Source organism: Enterobacter sp. H2G27, assembly GCF_054403075.1.
Genome location: NZ_JBSVSI010000001.1, coordinates 1,821,558 through 1,837,026, shown reverse-complemented (window position 1 = coordinate 1,837,026; position 15,469 = coordinate 1,821,558). Strand labels below are relative to the sequence as shown.

Sequence of the window (15,469 nt, the reverse complement as noted above, 5' to 3'; positions counted from 1 at the left end):
AAAACGCTGCAACGTTTTCGCATGCTCTGTTATATCGTGCTCAAAGCAGTGTGATGGACTCATCCAGCCAGCCGGGGAGATGTTCTCTGTACCAGCTCAGGTAGCGATGAAAATCACTTTTTTTCCTTTCGTGCAGAAGTAATACGACTTCAGTCACAATCCATGCTTTAGCGAGAGCAATCTCTCTGGCTAACCTGCCTGTGGCCGAATGCGTGGCAAAAACACAGTAGCGCTCGGCAAGCTGTGAAATGCTATGTTTTGAGCCCATCCCCTTCACCAGAGGAGCAAGGTCAATGGCCGGGCTGCCTGTGCCGAACCTTTCCCAGTCGAAGAGCACCGCATCGCCGTTTTCTCTTCTGCCCCAGTTGCCCGCATTGGTATCACCAGAAATTAAACCTTCCTGACTAAACAAAACGCTGCCCGCCTGCTGAAAACATCGCATCTGCTGCTCGGCGCGGACGGGTAATTCCAAAAGAGATAAGGATTTCTCAAGCGCTGACTCAGACCAGGTATGGCTGTGATAAATCCATCCCGGTTCGGCAGGATAATCGTGAAGGCGGGAAAGTCGTTTCAGTATGTCGTCCCCTGCAACCTCTTCCTGGGAGATCTTATGAGGAACGTATTCGAGCGTCAGGCTGCGTCGATGGGTATCTGCGTGCAACAGTCGAGGGGATTCAACAACGCCAATGAGTGGTTCCGCCGCATGTTCATAAAAGCCGTATTCAACATCACTAACGGGGCATTTTTCTATTACCTGGTTGCCATGTTGATCTGCAATCAATTGGACTTTTGCTGCCCCCATTCTGGACAGGTTTTCGCCAGCCATACCATCCTCAGCCACTCGTTTGGTTACAGAACGTAAGTATAGCGTGATGTGTCAACATTCGAGGTTGAGTAAAACTCACATTGATTCCCACTATTTATCGTTTTTAAAAAGTGATTGCCCTGAATACCATCCCCTCATCCCTGGGATAAAAAAAAATATTACTAAGCTTGTATGGAGCACCTATGACTCTCGATGTTTTATTCCCTGTAATAAATATTATCTCGCCGCGTAAATTTAGCGGCGATGCAAATATGCATGAGTTAATAACATTACTTTCAGCAGAAAAAGAAAGTTCAGAAGCGCTTTCGCCTTTCTTGCATCGACTGCATCTTCTGTCTTTCGCCCAAAGCAATCCGGGTAACGCTGAAGAGTTGCTTTCAGCGCATTTGCCCAAAGAAGATGGTCTCCTTCCGCTGCTTGACTTTGCGGACTGGCCAAGGGTGCATTACGCCGCGTCAGGCGAAGTTCAGACGGCTGAATCTGAGGAGTACTTCCGTGAAATGACATCGGCTGCCAATCTGTTACGCTCTGCGCTGATCGACGCTGAACGCGCAAAGGGAACGCCTGCGCTTTATATACTGGATAAATTACTCAACCTGAACAGCGCCCTGCCGGATAGATATAAAAAGATGGCAAATATCCCCTACGCATAAATACGTTCAATATGCGGAATATCTCGCAATTAATATTCCGCTATTTATCAAACCCGCTTTTCATTGAAATCAAGACAGACGATATCCAAAGAAGGCACCACAGGCGCATTAAGGTTAAGCCAGGCCAGCAACCGTTCAATGCTCTCTCCTCTGAGCGAATTTTTGGGCCAGACAAGATAGTAGCCGTCACCGGTTGCGATGGCTTCCCTGAAGGGCAATGCGAGCAGCCCGCTTTTCAGGGCTTCAAGCGTGAGTCGAAGATCGGCTATAGCAACACCATGTCCGTGCATGGCCGCAAGGCTTCCCTGCTCCAGGGTGTCGAACACGATCCCGCCACTCATGTCGAGTCCGGGGAATAAGCCCGTCCTTTTAAGCCAGCGTCGCCAGTCTCGTCGGTCCGGTGAGGGGTGGATAAGCTCGCACTGTGCAAGCTGATGCCGGGCAGACTCCAGCAAAGACGGGGTACAAACCGGAATAAGCCATTCGCTGAACAGCAGCCGGCTCTCCGTTGACTCGCCGAAATAGCCGTTACCGAGGAGGATCGCACAATCGTAAGGTTCCCGGCTGAAGTCAACCGTGTCGAAGTCCATCCAGACGCTGGCAATTTCGATTTTCGGCTTCGCATGGTTCTCGCGAAAGGATTTAAGCACATTCAGAAGCCATCGCATCGTCAGGGAGCTTGGCGCTTTGAGTCGCAGAAGGTGGTTTTCACTTTTAAATGCGCGACAGGCCCACTCAATATTCGAGAAACTTTCGCTAAGCTGACCGGCCAGAATACGCCCGGCGTCGCTGACCTCCACTCTCGGTCCCTGTCGTTTAAACAGCTCGCAGTCGAACCACATTTCAAGCGTCTGGACATGCCTGCTGACCGCACCCGGCGTGATATTCAGGACTTCAGCCGCTTTGCTGAAGGAGTTCAGCCGTGCGGCAACTTCAAACGCGCGCAGCGCATACAGTGGCGGTAAAGACATACGTTCCCTTTCTGTAAGGTGTAATCATGCAGTTTTTGTATTATCGGCACTCGGTGACTTGTCGCCCAATTCCTCAGATGGGAACGTCAGCAGCAGCTCCCTGAGCAGGGACTCTAGCTGCGCGCGCTGCGCGTCCGACAAGCTGCTCAGTAGCGCATTCTGCGTTTCCGTGTGCACGACCAGCGCCTGTTCGATAAGAGCCTGCCCGCGCGGCGTCAGGCTGACGAGCGAGCTGCGCTTGTCATCGGGATCGGCAATCCGCCTGATAAGCCCTTGTTGTTCAAGACGGTTGAGCCGGTTCGTCATCGCCCCTGAGGTGATCAACAGCGATGTATAGAGCTGCGTGGGCGAAAGGCAGTACGGCTCCCCGGCGCGACGCAGCGTGGCGAGGACGTCAAACTCGCCCTCGCGAAAGCCAAACTGCGCCATCGCCTCCGCCCATTCTTTTCCAAGATGCTTCATCAGCCGGAGCATTCGGCCAAAAATTTTCATCGACGAGGCGTCCAGCTCCGGCATGGCGCGGCCCCACTGGCCGACGACGAAATCTACATGGTCTTTCATTTTCACCTCTAATGGGGTGGGTATTTATCCTGTTGTGCGGTACATCTTACGCAAAAACACATTTTATCTTAACGTTAAGATAAATGCTCGCGGCGATTTGCCCGGGCCATTCACAACCGAAAAGGATCTCCTGTTGAAACGCACATCGCCGTTACTCTTCGCCGTTATCGCTTTTATCGTCGGGCTGAACCTGCGCCCCATTCTGGCCTCGGTCGGACCACTTTTCTCCGTGCTGCAGCGCGAAGCGGGACTGACCGCTACGCAATTTAGCCTGCAGACCACCCTGCCGGTGGCGATGATGGGACTCGCCGCCCTGTGTGGTCCCTGGCTTTTGGCCACAGTCGGCGCCGTACGGGGAATTATGTTCGGGCTGTTCATCCTGCTGGTAGCCTGCTTATTACGCGGTTTTAGCGCCTCACCGGAGAGTCTTATGTGCACCGCGTTACTCGGCGGGGCCAGCATAGGCACTATCCAGGCGTTAATGCCCGCCCTGATAAAAAAGGAGTATACGCAAACGGCCAGCACGATTATGTCGCTATTCAGCACGGGCATTATGGCCGGAGCTGCTGTCGCCGCCGCCAGCGCCGAGCCGCTGTTTTCATGGCTCACGCTCAAGCCCGCACTGGCTATGGCAGGACTGTTAGCGCTGCTGGCGTTGATAATGTGGTTAACTCTGGTTAAGCATCCTCAGGGGGAAAAACCAGCACGCGAAACCGTTACGCTCTCGTCCTCCCGTACGGCACAACTGTTGTTCTTTTTCGGCGTGGGAACGGGAGCCTATACGCTGGTACTGGCCTGGCTGCCCCCGCTCTATATTCAGGCGGGATGGACCGCACGCAGCAGCGGCTACATGCTGGCCTGGCTGACGTTAACCGAGGTTGTTGCAGGGTTTGTCGTCTCCGCGCTGATCGGTAAATTCCCCGATCGCCGCGTGCCGCTGATCGCCGTATTGTTGCTGCTGCTGGCGGGACTCCTGTGCCTGGTCTTTTCGCCGGGTACAACGCCCGTCTTATCCACGCTGCTGCTTGGCACCGGGATCGGCGCCCTCTTCCCGCTGTCGCTTATCGTCACGTTCGATCATGCGCGAACGCCCGCGCAGGCCGGGAAGTTACTGTCTAAAGTTCAGGGAGGTGGATATATGATTGCCGCGCTTATGCCGTTAATTGCGGGGATCGTTCGCGACAGTTCGGTCTCGCTGACCAGCGCATGGTTGATCATGAGTGCGGGAGTCGTGCTGCTGATCGTCATCGCGCTGAATTTTAAACCCGTCGTGGACGTTCAGGCACGGTGAATGCGATACCAGAATTTAGAGTCGTATTTCAGCCGATCGTGAGATAATTTCAGGGTGAATTTCACCTCATTCAGGAGTGGATATGTTGCAGACGTTACCGGGTATTAATGTCTTGTCCGTCGCCGGGTTCGGGCCCATATCGCGGGATACGGAGTCCAGCGCCGCGTTTTATGTCCAGACACTCGGCCTTCCGCTGAGGCCGATGGAGGGGAACAGCGAATATCTGCTCACTGAAGAGGGCCAGCTGGAAGGCGTGAAGCATTTTGCCGTCTGGCCGCTCGCACAGGCGGCTGCGTCCTGTTTTGGAGAAGAACAGTGGCCCACGGAGCACCCGATACCACAGGGATGGATTGAGTACGAGGTACAGGATCTGGACTCGGCTACCCGCGTTCTGAGCGAAAAAGGCTATCGGTTGCTGGTGGCTAACCGTATAGAGCCGTGGGGGCAAACCGTCACTCGCCTGCTCAGCCCGGAAGGTTTGCTTACCGGGCTGACGATTACGCCGTGGCTGCGGGGGTAATGGGTTTTATCCTGGCGCGATGCAGACTTGGATGAGGATAATGTCTGCTTTGAGCGAAGAGCGGACATCTTTAATGGGTTGATTTTGGTGTTCTTACCTCTATGTAGCCATTTTCTATCGCTACATTTATACAGAAGTAAGGATTAGTCTTTTCCCGGACCATAATTAAATTTTGTACCTTTGCCAATGGCGTAAAACTGTCCGCCAGCTACGTAATGGACAGTACGTAGTTCATCAGGCGCATCATCAAAAATCCAGTGCCCATTCCTGAAAACGCGGTCATCACTCCATGCTCCGACAATTTCCCCCATGAACAAGTTGTGCTGCTTTTCATTTTCTTCATTGGGTATAACCTTACAGACTAGCCAGCCAGCGCAACCTACAACTAAAGGCAGATCAAACTCTTTCTGATAAAAAAGTGGGATTTTATTGTTTTTTTCGGGTGTGTCAGAATAACTGTGACCGCCTGCATATAAAACCATTTCCATCTGATTTACTACTGGGACCTGGACAACGTAATATCCACTTTTTTCGACAAGGCCGCGTGTAAATGCCTGTGGACCTATAAAAGCCATCACTTTGTTATTGCCTACTAATCCCACCCAGGCAGCTGCCATGACATTTTCAATACCATTATTTTTAGCCGATATCATCGTCGTTGGCCCGACCTGCAATAAACGATAGGCTTTGTTTAATTCTACTGGTTGTATTGCCATAAATTACTCTTCAAAGTTCTGATAAAAGGATACGATAGATTACTTGTTTGATGGTTTGATTATACGACTGGAATAATTGCAAATTAATTGCTAATATCAAAAAACATTATTGCAACTTTCACAACAATCATGAACAAACTTGATGCTCTGAAGTTTTTTATCATCGCCGCTGAGACCCTCAACTTCCGCGAAGCCTCTATAAAGCTTTCGGTTTCACCATCGGTTGTAACACGAACAATCGCTGAGCTGGAGAAACAGCTTGATGAACCCCTTTTCAGACGCAATACTCGCTCGATCTTTCTCACAAGCTTCGGTGAGCTTTTTTTACCTCAAGCCAGGCGACTGCTTGAGGATTCGGAAAAACTATTTCAGACGGCGAAAGATGATAATGAAATGAAGGGCATTGTCCGTATCACGTCGCTTCGATTTCCAAAGCATGAACAAGTATTATATGAACTATTGACTGCGCTACGCCCATATCCTGAATTATTTATCGACTGGCGTTTAGACATGATGAAACTTGATACTGTCGAGCATCGTATCGATATAGGTATACGCGTCGGGCGAGAACCTAATCCAAACTTTATCATTAAAAATATCACGCAGGTGGAACATATTTTGGTAGCATCCCCAGAACTCGTTGCGCGCCTGGGAGCTCCAACGGATTTAGAAGATCTTCGGCAACGTTATCCATTCAGTGGTTTACTTAATCCTGAAACGGGAAAAATCTTTGAATTTATGAGTGACGCAGTGAATACCTTTGTCCCTCGTCATATTGAATTTTATACTACGGACCCATACGCAGAAATTCAGGCCGCTTTGGCTGGCAAAACGGTTGTACAGTCCAGCGATTTTATCTGTAGAGAGTACTTAGCAAATGGTCAACTCATAAACCCCCTGCCAGAACTGCGACAGGAGAAATGGCAATTTTATTTATATCGGCCTTATCAGACGATTACTCCAAAAAGGGTCACAGTAATTTTTTCACTATTAGAAAAAATCTTACGCAAACATTTCGTATCATAACTAACATACCGCGCAACGTCCGCTGCTGGCACAAAGCAGTCATAAGAAAAGGCAGTAAGATCTACCACAATCGAGGGGCGTCCGTTGCCAGCTTCCATATAATTCATTTTCGTTAGCACTGGATTTGTGGAATGCTCCAGTCACCACAGCACCTAACTCCGCAAAGCCTCAACAATCGCCCCCTCCATTTTCTCTGGGGTAGTCATCGGAGCAAAGCGCTTCAGTGGTTTACCGTCGCGTCCGATAAGAAACTTAGTAAAGTTCCACTTCATTCGCTCACCCAGCACGCCGGGTAATTCGTTTTTAAGATAACGAAACAGCGGATGCGCTGCGCTACCGTTAACCTCAACCTTCTCGAACATCGGGAAACTCACGCCGTAGTTGATGTAACAGGTTTTCGAGATTTCGTCGGCGCCGCCGGGTTCCTGTTTACCGAACTGGTTGCAGGGGAAGCCCAGCACCACTAACCCCCGATCGGCGTACTTCTTGTACAGCGCTTCAAGACCAGCATATTGCGGCGTGAAGCCACACTGGCTGGCGGTATTCACGACCAAAACCACCTTTCCGGCATAGTCGGCCATAGAGGTAAGCTGTCCATCCAGACGGGTGGCGGTAAGTTGATAAAAGCGAGTCATACAAAAATCCCTCAAAGCTGGCCGAAAAGTCACGGTGACCATCCACAGGGCCGTCACCGTGTAGAAAGTTTACATTCAAGCAGGCTATTTGTGATACATTCCTGGCGCGCCAATGACCACCACACTCGCTATCAGGTATGCAGAACATAACAAAAAAATTTCGCTGGCTTCTGCTTACTCTCCCACTCCTCAGCGGTTGTGGCACGCTTTCACAAATGTCCTCCCCGGAAGGTACTCAGGAACTTCTCACCCATGATTCGCTGGATGGCGACGTTGACAGCGTGGTGCGTCACTACATGGCGCAAAAATCCGTTCCAGGAATGACGGTCGCGGTCATTCATAATCACGGCTCACCGCAGTTTTACACCTGGGGCGTAACCGATGCGGTCAATCGTTATCCGGTCAGGCCCGACACCCTGTTTGCACTCGGCTCGCTCAGCAAAGGGATTACGGCGGAAGTAGTGGCTTGTCTGGTCAATGAAGGGCAACTGAACTGGAACGATAGCCTGGCAACATTATTACCGCCGGGTACGCCGCTTAGCGCGGATGCACAAAAAATCACTCTGCTTGAACTGGTAACCCACACCTCCGGCCTGCCGCGTCAGAATATGGATGTTCCGATGCTTGGAAAATTCATCAGCTATTTAAGCACGGGCGATAATTTCTACGGCGAGCTGGATAGCGATAACGTGCTGCGTTACCTCGCCGAATGGCAAGCGCCAAAGAATAAAGTGCCGCAATACTCCAATACCGGCTACGCGCTGATCGGCTATATCCTGAAACACAAAACATGCGAAGATATCCAGAGTTTAGCCTCGCGCTATATTTTCCATCCGCTGCAAATGGCTAACAGCAGCTTTACGCCACAGCAGCTAAAAGGATACCCGCAGCGCGCCCTCGGCCACGCGGGCGATCAGCCGAAATTCATCCCGCGCGGACAGCTCACGCCGGACTGGCATTTTTCCAACAACATGGTGGCGGCAGCAAGCTTATACAGCAACGCGGAAGATCTGGCGGCCTATGCGCGCTATCACGTATCGACGACACACAATCCCTTGCTGGACAGCGTCTTTGCCGAAGTCAGAAATACCGATATTCAACGTCCCGACGGGATACAGGGTATTGCCTGGACCACCGACTTTATCGGTATGGAAAAAATCACCTATCAGGTCGGCTATATCGGCGGCTACTCCAGCTTTATCGGTTATGACAAAGAAAAAGGCAATGCGGTGGTGGTGCTGCAAAATACCTTTAACTGGAGTAATTACATTGGCATCGCGCTGTTGATGGATATGGCGAAAAAAGACAGCCTTATTATCTCTGGCAACCGTTTTGCGAATAACGGGATGTCTGAACGCGTTTATCAGCAATTACGGTGAGTGCCCGCCGTCAGATTAAGGCCTGATGCGCCAGATCTTCACGAGTCGGCCCCTGAAAGTAGATGGTACTAATATGGCAACTTCGAGGCTGAGTCAGCACAAAACGCATCGTTTCCCAGATGGACCGTCCATTCACCAGACGCTCCCCCATTCTTGTTTGACGATCGACATGCGCATCTAAACCGGTCAGTTCAAAATCAGGCGGATATAACCCGTTTACCCGAATATTTTCTTTGGATAAGTGTGCTGACAGTTTCGTTAGAAAGCCGCTTAGCCCGTGTTTACTGGCAAAAAAAGCGGGATGGGCAATGGAATCTGTAAAGTTCGGAATACCGCATGCGGATATAATCGCAATGATGTCTGCGCCGTCTGAGCGTCGCAATCCTGAAAGCAGCGTCTGGGTGAGCAGGATTGAACCTGTCAGGCCTGAACTGACGGTATTGACGATTTCAGAGCTCGATTGTTCGTCTATTGTTCCTGACAGCCACTGAGCAGCATTCAGTATTAAAATATCGATTGGCCTGTCTGAATGTAAGACTTGCGAAGAGAACTGAGAAACGGATTCCGGCTGGGCTAAATCACAGAGATACCCTCTTGCCCCCCCCTTCAGCCGCTATGAGGGCGCAAGTTTTTTCTATATCCTCCTCGCGACGGGCGCTAAAATCAACGTCAACGCCCTCTCGCGCCAGCCAGACGCAAAGCGCCTGACCAAATCCCCCGCCGCCGCCCGTGATAACAGCGCGTTTTCCTCTCAGCATAACTCTGCGTCCTTTATCGTGATGAGTCTATGTCGGAGGATTTATAGCATGATGAGGCGGGGTCACATCTTCCCGTTAGTGCCCTGGCGCAGACTTCCCGTCCTACACCGCAGACTTCGGCCTTAAATTCTCATCAAACGTCAGCCGCTTCCGTTCAGGCTCAACCTCGCGCAACGGTTCAACCTGATGCATCGTCAGCTTGCAGCGCTCCACCAGCACCTGGTATTCCCGCGTGCCCTGCTGCTTCCAGACGAGCTCCTGCTCGCTCAGCTCGCGAATCGCTTTGGCCGGGCTGCCGATAATCAAATGGTTGGCGGGCATCTCCGCTTTCGCCTTCACGAACGCAGCCGCGCCGACGATGCTGTTTTCACCAATGACCGCCCCGTCCATCACCACCGCGTTCATGCCCACCAGCGCATTGCGGCGGATCACGCAGCCGTGAAGAATGGCGCTGTGGCCGATATGCCCGTCCTCTTCCACCACCGTGTCCTGCTCCGGGAAGCCGTGCATCACGCAATTATCCTGAATGTTCGCCCCGTCTTTCACCACGATACGGCCAAAATCACCGCGCAGGCTGGCATTAGGACCGACATAAACGCCTTTGCCCAGAATCACGTCGCCAATCAGCACCGCCGTTGGGTGAACGTAGCTCTCGTCAGGCACGACCGGCGTCAGGCCGTCAATTTGATAAACAGGCATCTTCCCTCCTTATGCGCTTGTGAGACCACCAAAGCGCTGATAGTAGAGCGTGCCGGGCACGGGCAGTTCGCCGACGGAGGTTTCGCCCTTCTCGCTGACAAACGCCAGCGCTCCCGGCGCGACACGCTGATAGATATTTATGCAGAGCTGTCGGGCGCTTTGCCCCGCCCAGTGCGCGGGCAGTAACTCTTCCGGCAGTAGCGGATCCTTCAGCACCACGCGACGATAAAAGTGAATCAGCAGCAGCTGGATCTGGAAGCAGCGTTCCGGCGTCAGCTCCTCGGGCGCGGCCTCTTTCAGCAGCGGCAGCAGCGGACGGAACGAATTGATAAAGGACTCGTACATCGCGTTTTGCTCGGTTAACTGCCAGCACTCTTCCACGCGTGAACGCAGCGCGGCGCGGGAGAGCGCCAGCGGCGAGTGGGCTTCAAAGAAAATCACGTTTTCCGCCACCCCAGCATCGTGAAGCAGGGACTGCACGTCCGCAAGATGCTGCGACGGCGAGGCCATCAGGCTTGGCGCCAGCGTGCCAAACCCCTGCCAGATCAGCTGTTTTTTGACGTCGGCAAGGGTGGTTTTGTCCAGCCCTTCTGAGAGCAGCAATAGCCATTTTCCGTCCCAGGCGGGCAGTTCCGCGCGGTAGATCTTATTCTCCGCGCGACGCGTCAGGCGCAGCCCCTTATCGCTCAGGCGGTAAAAGCTACGTCGTCCGATGCGCGAGACGTCCAGCCAGCCCTCTTTGTTGAGGCGAAACAGCGCGGTACGCACGAACCGTTCGCCAAACCCCATGCCTTCCAGTAAGGCAGCCAGGCTGCCGAGCCAAATCTCACCGCCGCGATGGGAAAGCGCGTCACCGTATAACGAGGAGATAAGCGAGGTCCCGCTGACGGGAACGGAGCTGACCGCGTGCTGGATAAAGGCGTCGAGTTTATTCATGTGATTCATTCTGTTGTTATTTTTGTCCTGGATGAATCATAGCATAGGATTCTGGGATAGCCCCTCACCCTAACCCCCTCTCTTTGGAAGAGGGCCGGAGTGAGAGGAAACTTAGCCGTTGGCCGCAACTTTACGCAGGTCAAACACCCGGCAGGCTTTGCCCTCCGAGCGCGGGATGCTGCCGCAGTTAACGATCGTGACGTCGGTGGAAATCCCCACCATCGACTTAATGCGGTGGCGCAGCTGGTGGCACACCTGACAACGCTGCTCGTGGGTCAGCGTCAGACTGCTCTCTTTTAGCTCCACCTTCACGGAAAGTGAATCAAGATGTCCGCGACGATTCACCTCCAGCTGGTAGTGCGGCGAAAGATGTTCGAACTTCACGATCTCCTCTTCCAGCTGCGACGGGAAGACGTTGACGCCGCGGATGATCAGCATATCGTCGCTGCGGCCGCTGATCCGGTCCATACGGCGCATGCTGCGCGCGGTGGCCGGGAGCAGGCGCGTCAGATCGCGGGTGCGGTAGCGGATCACCGGCAGCGCCTCTTTGGTCAGCGTGGTGAACAGCAGCTCGCCCTGCTGGCCGTCATCCAGCGGCGTGCCGTCGTTCGGGTTGACGATCTCAGGGTAGAAATGATCTTCCCAGATGGTCGGGCCGTCGACGGTTTCGATACACTCCATCGCCACGCCCGGCCCCATCACTTCGGAGAGGCCATAGATGTCCAGCGCCGTAATGCCTAAGCGTTTTTCAATTTCCCGGCGCATGGCCTGCGTCCACGGCTCGGCGCCGAAGACGCCCACGCGCAGGGAACAGGTGCTGGCATCGCCGCCCATCTGGCGTTCCAGCTCTTCAATCAGGTTGAGGCAGTAGGATGGCGTCACCATGATCATGTCCGGCTGGAAATCACGGATCAGCTGCGCCTGTTTCTCCGTCTGGCCGCCGGACATCGGGATCACCGTCGCGCCTAAACGCTCGGCCCCGTAGTGCGCCCCCAGCCCGCCGGTAAACAGGCCGTAGCCATACGCCACGTGAATTTTGTCCTTCGCGCTGCCGCCCGCCGCGCGCAGGGAGCGGGCCACCAGGTTGGCCCAGTTATCAATGTCGCCCTGCGTATAGCCGACAACGGTCGGTTTGCCGGTGGTGCCGGAAGACGCGTGAATGCGCACCACCTGCTCCATCGGCACGGCAAAGGTATCGAACGGATAGTTATCCCGCAGGTCCTGCTTGGTGGTGCAAGGGAATTTACGGATATCCGCCAGCTCTTTGAAATCGTCAGGGTGAACGCCCGCGGCGTCAAACTTGCGTTTGTACATCGGCACGTTGTTGTAGGCGTGATGCAGCGTCCATTTCAGACGCTCTGTCTGCAGCGCCTGTAACTCGTCAAGGGAGGCCGTTTCAATCGGATCAAGCTTTGTTGTATTTGTCATTGTAGGGTACTCACATTGTTTTTATGCTCAAACACGCTCAAGGATCATGGCAATGCCCTGACCCACACCGATGCACATCGTACACAGCGCGTAGCGCCCGCCGCGTCGGTGCAGTTCATTACTCGCGGCCAGCGCCAGCCTGGCGCCGCTCATGCCCAGCGGGTGGCCCAGCGCAATCGCGCCACCGTTCGGGTTAACGTGCGCGGCATCGTCCGGCAGGCCCAGCTGACGCAGCACGCCCAGCGCCTGCGCGGCGAAAGCTTCGTTAAGCTCGATGACGTCCATATCGTGAATACTGAGTCCGGCGCGCTCCAGCACCCTGCGGGTGGCCGGCACCGGGCCGAGCCCCATCAGACGTGGCTCCACGCCTGCCGTCGCCATCGCCACGATCCGCGTGCGCGGGACTAACCCCTGCGCCAGCGCCATCTTCTCGCTGGCGACGATCAGCGCCGCAGCGCCGTCGTTGACCCCGGAGGCATTCCCCGCCGTGACCACCCCGTTCTTACGGAACGGCGTTTTCAGCCCGGCAAGCTGTTCAAGCGTGGTGTCCGCCCGCGGATGTTCATCCACGCTGAACGCTGTGACCGCCCCTTTTTTACCCGGCACCTGCACCGGCACGATCTCCTGCGCCAGAATGCCGTTCTGCTGTGCCAGCGCGGTACGCTGCTGGCTGCGCAGGGCGAACGCGTCCTGATCGGCACGGCTGATATTTAACAATTCAGCTACATTCTCTGCCGTTTCCGGCATACTGTCAGTTCCGAATTGCTGATGCATGAGCGGATTCACAAATCGCCAGCCGATGGTGGTATCAAAGATCTCCGCCTGACGCTGAAACGCGGCGGTGGCTTTGCCCATCACGAACGGCGCGCGGGACATCGACTCCACGCCGCCCGCGATCAGCAGGTCGCCGTCGCCCGCCTTAATGGCGCGGGCAGCAAACCCAATCGCGTCCAGACCCGACCCGCACAGGCGGTTAATGGTGGTTCCGGACACCGTCTGCGGCAGCCCGGCCAGCAGGGACGACATGCGCGCCACGTTGCGGTTATCTTCCCCCGCCTGGTTGGCGCAGCCGAAGATCACGTCGTCGATCCGCTCGAGGTCGAGCTGCGGATAGCGGGCCAGCAGCGCGCGCAGCGGCACGGCACCGAGATCGTCGGTTCGGACTGCGGCAAGCGCGCCGCCGTAGCGCCCCACCGGGGTTCGAACGCCATCACAAATAAATGCGTCACGCATCAGGCCTCTCCTGTCACGCTGCCGCCGATGCGGTGAGATTTTCCGCGAAAAAGGGCGACGGTTTTCTGTTGTTGGTTCTGGATTTCAATGTCGTATACGCCGGTCAGCTTGCCCTGATGCTTCACCCGCGCGGTGGCGGTGAGCGTGTCCCCGGCGAAGCCCGGATGCAGAAAATCAATCGAGCAGCCGGAGGCCACCGCCGCCAGCCCCTGACTATTGCAGGCGTAGGCAAAGGCAGTGTCCGCCAGCGAAAACAGCTGTCCGCCGTGGCACGTTTTGTGGCCGTTAAGCATCTGCGGGGTGATGGTCATGGTGACAACCGCGTAGCCCTCGTCCATCTCGACAATGTCCATCCCCATCGCCTGAGCACAGGCGTCCCGTTCGTACATGGTGCGGGCGTTATGCCATGCGTTATGACTCATAGCTACTCTCCAGAAGCGCGCGCTGGCGCAGCAGTGAACAGGGGCGATAGCGCTCTTCGCCGTAATGACGCTGCAGGTTCTCCAGCAGCGTCAGCAGGCGCTGCCAGCCCAGGCGCTCACCCCAGGCGATTGGCCCGCTCGGGTAGTTCACGCCCAGGCGCATGGCCGTGTCGATATCCTTCTCGCTGGCGACCCCTTTTTGCAGGGCATCCAGCGCTTCGTTGGCAATCATCGCCAGCGTTCGCCAGATCAGCAGGCCGGGATAATCGGCAATTCGCACCACCCGGTGTCCCTGCTGCTGCAGGTAGCGGATGGATTTTTGCGTTGCGGTATGCGGGTTGCTGGCGGCGGCGGCAATGACCGCCACGTCACGCTCGATGCGGTCTACCACCACCACCGGGCCGTTGAGCCGCAGCGCCAGCGCCTGCGCGGTCTCTCCCTGCGTTTCAATCAGGTACACATCATCAATTTCCGTGACACCGTCACGTCGCTTTTCCACGCGCATCGGGCTATAGCTGTCGTTCACCGACTCAACCCACTGCACGTCAGGTTTGTCGCCCTGCCAGTTGTACACGCCCTTCCCGCTTTTCTTGCCCAGCCTTCCAGCCAGCACCAGCTCCTGCTGCACCAGCGAAGGCAGAAAACGACGCTCCTGCCAGAAGGCGTTAAATACCGAGCAGGTCACCGCAAAATTTACGTCCTGACCAATCATGTCGGTCAGCTCCAGCGGCCCCATCGGGAAGCCGCCGCCTTCGCGCAGGGCGGCATCAATCACCTCCGGCGGCGCGACCTGCTCTTCCAGCGCGCGCCAGGCTTCGGAATAAAACGGACGGGCGACGCGGTTGACGATGAACCCCGGCGTTGACTGGCAGCGAACGGGCTGTTTGCCCCAGTTCAGCGCCAGCTCGCACAGCGCGTCGGCCACTTCCGGGGAGGTCGCCAGCCCGCTGACCACCTCCACCAGCTTCATCACCGGCGCCGGGTTAAAGAAATGCAGCCCTGCGACGCGCTCCGGGTGGTGGACGTCCGCCGCAATCGCCGTGACGGAGATGGAGGAGGTATTGCTGGTCAGCACCGTCTGCGGCGGGCAGATCTCAGCCAGCTGGGCAAACAGCGCCTTTTTCACCTCCAGCCGCTCGGAGGCCGCTTCAATCACCAGATCGGCCGCGGAGAGCGCGTCGATCTCCGTGACGGGAACAAGCCGGGCAAGGGTCTGGCTCCCGGCATCGGCGGAGAGTTTTCCGCGCGTCACACGGGAGGCCAGACGCTGGCGGATCCCGTCGATGGCGCGTGATATCGCATCGCTGGAGATGTCATAGAGCAGCACCTGATGCCCGTGGCTGGCCGCCACTTCGGCAATCCCGGCACCCATCGTGCCGCTGCCAATCACGGCGACCGTACGTATGTTCAGCATC

Annotated in this window: 16 protein-coding genes and 1 pseudogene; 5 read left to right on the top strand and 12 right to left on the bottom strand. The window is 55.3% G+C overall.

The window, feature by feature from the left end; translation table 11 throughout:
- Window positions 1-40 precede the first annotated feature (40 nt).
- Window positions 41-826 carry a phosphotransferase family protein gene (locus ACW9E7_RS08760; RefSeq protein WP_136194808.1) on the bottom strand — a complete coding sequence of 262 codons (786 nt, stop codon included), beginning with the start codon at window positions 824-826 and terminating at the stop codon, window positions 41-43.
- 182 nt (window positions 827-1,008) lie between these two features.
- Between ACW9E7_RS08760 and ACW9E7_RS08755 the strand changes: the two genes are divergently transcribed.
- Window positions 1,009-1,479, top strand: a complete 471-nt coding sequence (locus ACW9E7_RS08755; protein WP_458727595.1) for a hypothetical protein — start codon at window positions 1,009-1,011, stop codon at window positions 1,477-1,479.
- A gap of 47 nt (window positions 1,480-1,526) precedes the next feature.
- On the opposite strand, the gene ACW9E7_RS08750 is transcribed toward ACW9E7_RS08755, so the two are convergent.
- Both ACW9E7_RS08750 and ACW9E7_RS08745 read right to left on the bottom strand, forming a co-directional pair.
- Window positions 1,527-2,450, bottom strand: coding sequence for a LysR substrate-binding domain-containing protein (locus ACW9E7_RS08750; protein ID WP_127730698.1), 924 nt, complete (start codon window positions 2,448-2,450; stop codon window positions 1,527-1,529).
- Window positions 2,451-2,474: 24 nt separating this feature from the next.
- A complete protein-coding gene (locus tag ACW9E7_RS08745; RefSeq protein ID WP_458727594.1) occupies window positions 2,475-3,011 on the bottom strand; it encodes a MarR family winged helix-turn-helix transcriptional regulator in 537 nt (178 codons plus the stop codon).
- 133 nt (window positions 3,012-3,144) lie between these two features.
- Here ACW9E7_RS08745 and ACW9E7_RS08740 point away from each other — a divergent pair, with 133 nt between their 5' ends.
- On the top strand, window positions 3,145-4,302 hold the full coding sequence (locus tag ACW9E7_RS08740; RefSeq protein ID WP_458727593.1) for an MFS transporter: 1,158 nt from the start codon (window positions 3,145-3,147) through the stop codon (window positions 4,300-4,302).
- Between the two features lie 82 nt (window positions 4,303-4,384).
- Complete coding sequence (locus ACW9E7_RS08735) at window positions 4,385-4,822, top strand: VOC family protein (RefSeq protein ID WP_458727592.1); 438 nt, start codon at window positions 4,385-4,387, stop codon at window positions 4,820-4,822.
- A gap of 143 nt (window positions 4,823-4,965) precedes the next feature.
- Here ACW9E7_RS08735 and ACW9E7_RS08730 read toward each other — a convergent pair whose 3' ends face one another.
- Window positions 4,966-5,538: a flavin reductase family protein gene (locus ACW9E7_RS08730; RefSeq protein ID WP_047174584.1), complete on the bottom strand. Its 573-nt coding sequence runs from the start codon at window positions 5,536-5,538 to the stop codon at window positions 4,966-4,968.
- A gap of 129 nt (window positions 5,539-5,667) precedes the next feature.
- On the opposite strand from ACW9E7_RS08730, the gene ACW9E7_RS08725 reads away from it, so the two are divergent.
- The gene (locus ACW9E7_RS08725) at window positions 5,668-6,564 is read left to right on the top strand and encodes a LysR family transcriptional regulator (RefSeq protein WP_458727591.1); all 897 of its coding nucleotides are present in this window, start codon (window positions 5,668-5,670) and stop codon (window positions 6,562-6,564) included.
- 152 nt (window positions 6,565-6,716) lie between these two features.
- Here ACW9E7_RS08725 and ACW9E7_RS08720 read toward each other — a convergent pair whose 3' ends face one another.
- Complete coding sequence (locus tag ACW9E7_RS08720) at window positions 6,717-7,199, bottom strand: glutathione peroxidase (protein WP_458727590.1); 483 nt, start codon at window positions 7,197-7,199, stop codon at window positions 6,717-6,719.
- Between the two features lie 137 nt (window positions 7,200-7,336).
- Here ACW9E7_RS08720 and ACW9E7_RS08715 point away from each other — a divergent pair, with 137 nt between their 5' ends.
- On the top strand, window positions 7,337-8,578 hold the full coding sequence (locus ACW9E7_RS08715; protein WP_458727589.1) for a serine hydrolase domain-containing protein: 1,242 nt from the start codon (window positions 7,337-7,339) through the stop codon (window positions 8,576-8,578).
- A 10-nt stretch (window positions 8,579-8,588) separates the two neighbouring features.
- Here ACW9E7_RS08715 and ACW9E7_RS08710 read toward each other — a convergent pair.
- The 7 genes and pseudogenes from ACW9E7_RS08710 to paaH all read right to left on the bottom strand — a co-directional run bounded on the left by ACW9E7_RS08710 (window position 8,589) and on the right by paaH (window position 15,468).
- Window positions 8,589-9,336, bottom strand: a pseudogene (locus tag ACW9E7_RS08710) (SDR family oxidoreductase).
- Window positions 9,337-9,438: 102 nt separating this feature from the next.
- Window positions 9,439-10,035 carry a phenylacetic acid degradation protein PaaY gene (gene paaY / locus ACW9E7_RS08705; protein ID WP_143345056.1) on the bottom strand — a complete coding sequence of 199 codons (597 nt, stop codon included), beginning with the start codon at window positions 10,033-10,035 and terminating at the stop codon, window positions 9,439-9,441.
- Between the two features lie 9 nt (window positions 10,036-10,044).
- Entirely contained in the window at window positions 10,045-10,980 is a 936-nt protein-coding gene (paaX, locus tag ACW9E7_RS08700) for a phenylacetic acid degradation operon negative regulatory protein PaaX (RefSeq protein WP_021241337.1), read from the bottom strand.
- Window positions 10,981-11,082: 102 nt separating this feature from the next.
- Window positions 11,083-12,399 carry a phenylacetate--CoA ligase PaaK gene (gene paaK / locus ACW9E7_RS08695; protein WP_063145626.1) on the bottom strand — a complete coding sequence of 439 codons (1,317 nt, stop codon included), beginning with the start codon at window positions 12,397-12,399 and terminating at the stop codon, window positions 11,083-11,085.
- A gap of 27 nt (window positions 12,400-12,426) precedes the next feature.
- Window positions 12,427-13,632: a 3-oxoadipyl-CoA thiolase gene (gene pcaF / locus ACW9E7_RS08690; protein WP_458727588.1), complete on the bottom strand. Its 1,206-nt coding sequence runs from the start codon at window positions 13,630-13,632 to the stop codon at window positions 12,427-12,429.
- Window positions 13,632-14,054 carry a hydroxyphenylacetyl-CoA thioesterase PaaI gene (gene paaI, locus ACW9E7_RS08685; RefSeq protein ID WP_458727587.1) on the bottom strand — a complete coding sequence of 141 codons (423 nt, stop codon included), beginning with the start codon at window positions 14,052-14,054 and terminating at the stop codon, window positions 13,632-13,634. Before paaI ends, pcaF begins: the two co-directional genes overlap by 1 nt.
- Entirely contained in the window at window positions 14,044-15,468 is a 1,425-nt protein-coding gene (gene paaH, locus ACW9E7_RS08680) for a 3-hydroxyacyl-CoA dehydrogenase PaaH (protein ID WP_458727586.1), read from the bottom strand. The genes paaI and paaH overlap by 11 nt, the downstream gene beginning before the upstream one ends.
- Window position 15,469 lies beyond the last annotated feature (1 nt).

Excerpts from the sequence above, each read along its gene's own strand:
- ACW9E7_RS08760 (WP_136194808.1), bottom strand. The coding sequence starts at position 826 with ATGGCTGGCGAAAACCTGTCCAGAATGGGGGCAGCAAAAGTCCAATTG.
- ACW9E7_RS08755 (WP_458727595.1), top strand. The coding sequence starts at position 1,009 with ATGACTCTCGATGTTTTATTCCCTGTAATAAATATTATCTCGCCGCGT.
- ACW9E7_RS08750 (WP_127730698.1), bottom strand. The coding sequence starts at position 2,450 with ATGTCTTTACCGCCACTGTATGCGCTGCGCGCGTTTGAAGTTGCCGCA.
- ACW9E7_RS08745 (WP_458727594.1), bottom strand. The coding sequence starts at position 3,011 with ATGAAAGACCATGTAGATTTCGTCGTCGGCCAGTGGGGCCGCGCCATG.
- ACW9E7_RS08735 (WP_458727592.1), top strand. The coding sequence starts at position 4,385 with ATGTTGCAGACGTTACCGGGTATTAATGTCTTGTCCGTCGCCGGGTTC.
- ACW9E7_RS08730 (WP_047174584.1), bottom strand. The coding sequence starts at position 5,538 with ATGGCAATACAACCAGTAGAATTAAACAAAGCCTATCGTTTATTGCAG.
- ACW9E7_RS08725 (WP_458727591.1), top strand. The coding sequence starts at position 5,668 with ATGAACAAACTTGATGCTCTGAAGTTTTTTATCATCGCCGCTGAGACC.
- ACW9E7_RS08720 (WP_458727590.1), bottom strand. The coding sequence starts at position 7,199 with ATGACTCGCTTTTATCAACTTACCGCCACCCGTCTGGATGGACAGCTT.
- ACW9E7_RS08715 (WP_458727589.1), top strand. The coding sequence starts at position 7,337 with ATGCAGAACATAACAAAAAAATTTCGCTGGCTTCTGCTTACTCTCCCA.
- paaY (WP_143345056.1), bottom strand. The coding sequence starts at position 10,035 with ATGCCTGTTTATCAAATTGACGGCCTGACGCCGGTCGTGCCTGACGAG.
- paaX (WP_021241337.1), bottom strand. The coding sequence starts at position 10,980 with ATGAATCACATGAATAAACTCGACGCCTTTATCCAGCACGCGGTCAGC.
- paaK (WP_063145626.1), bottom strand. The coding sequence starts at position 12,399 with ATGACAAATACAACAAAGCTTGATCCGATTGAAACGGCCTCCCTTGAC.
- pcaF (WP_458727588.1), bottom strand. The coding sequence starts at position 13,632 with ATGCGTGACGCATTTATTTGTGATGGCGTTCGAACCCCGGTGGGGCGC.
- paaI (WP_458727587.1), bottom strand. The coding sequence starts at position 14,054 with ATGAGTCATAACGCATGGCATAACGCCCGCACCATGTACGAACGGGAC.
- paaH (WP_458727586.1), bottom strand. The coding sequence starts at position 15,468 with ATGCTGAACATACGTACGGTCGCCGTGATTGGCAGCGGCACGATGGGT.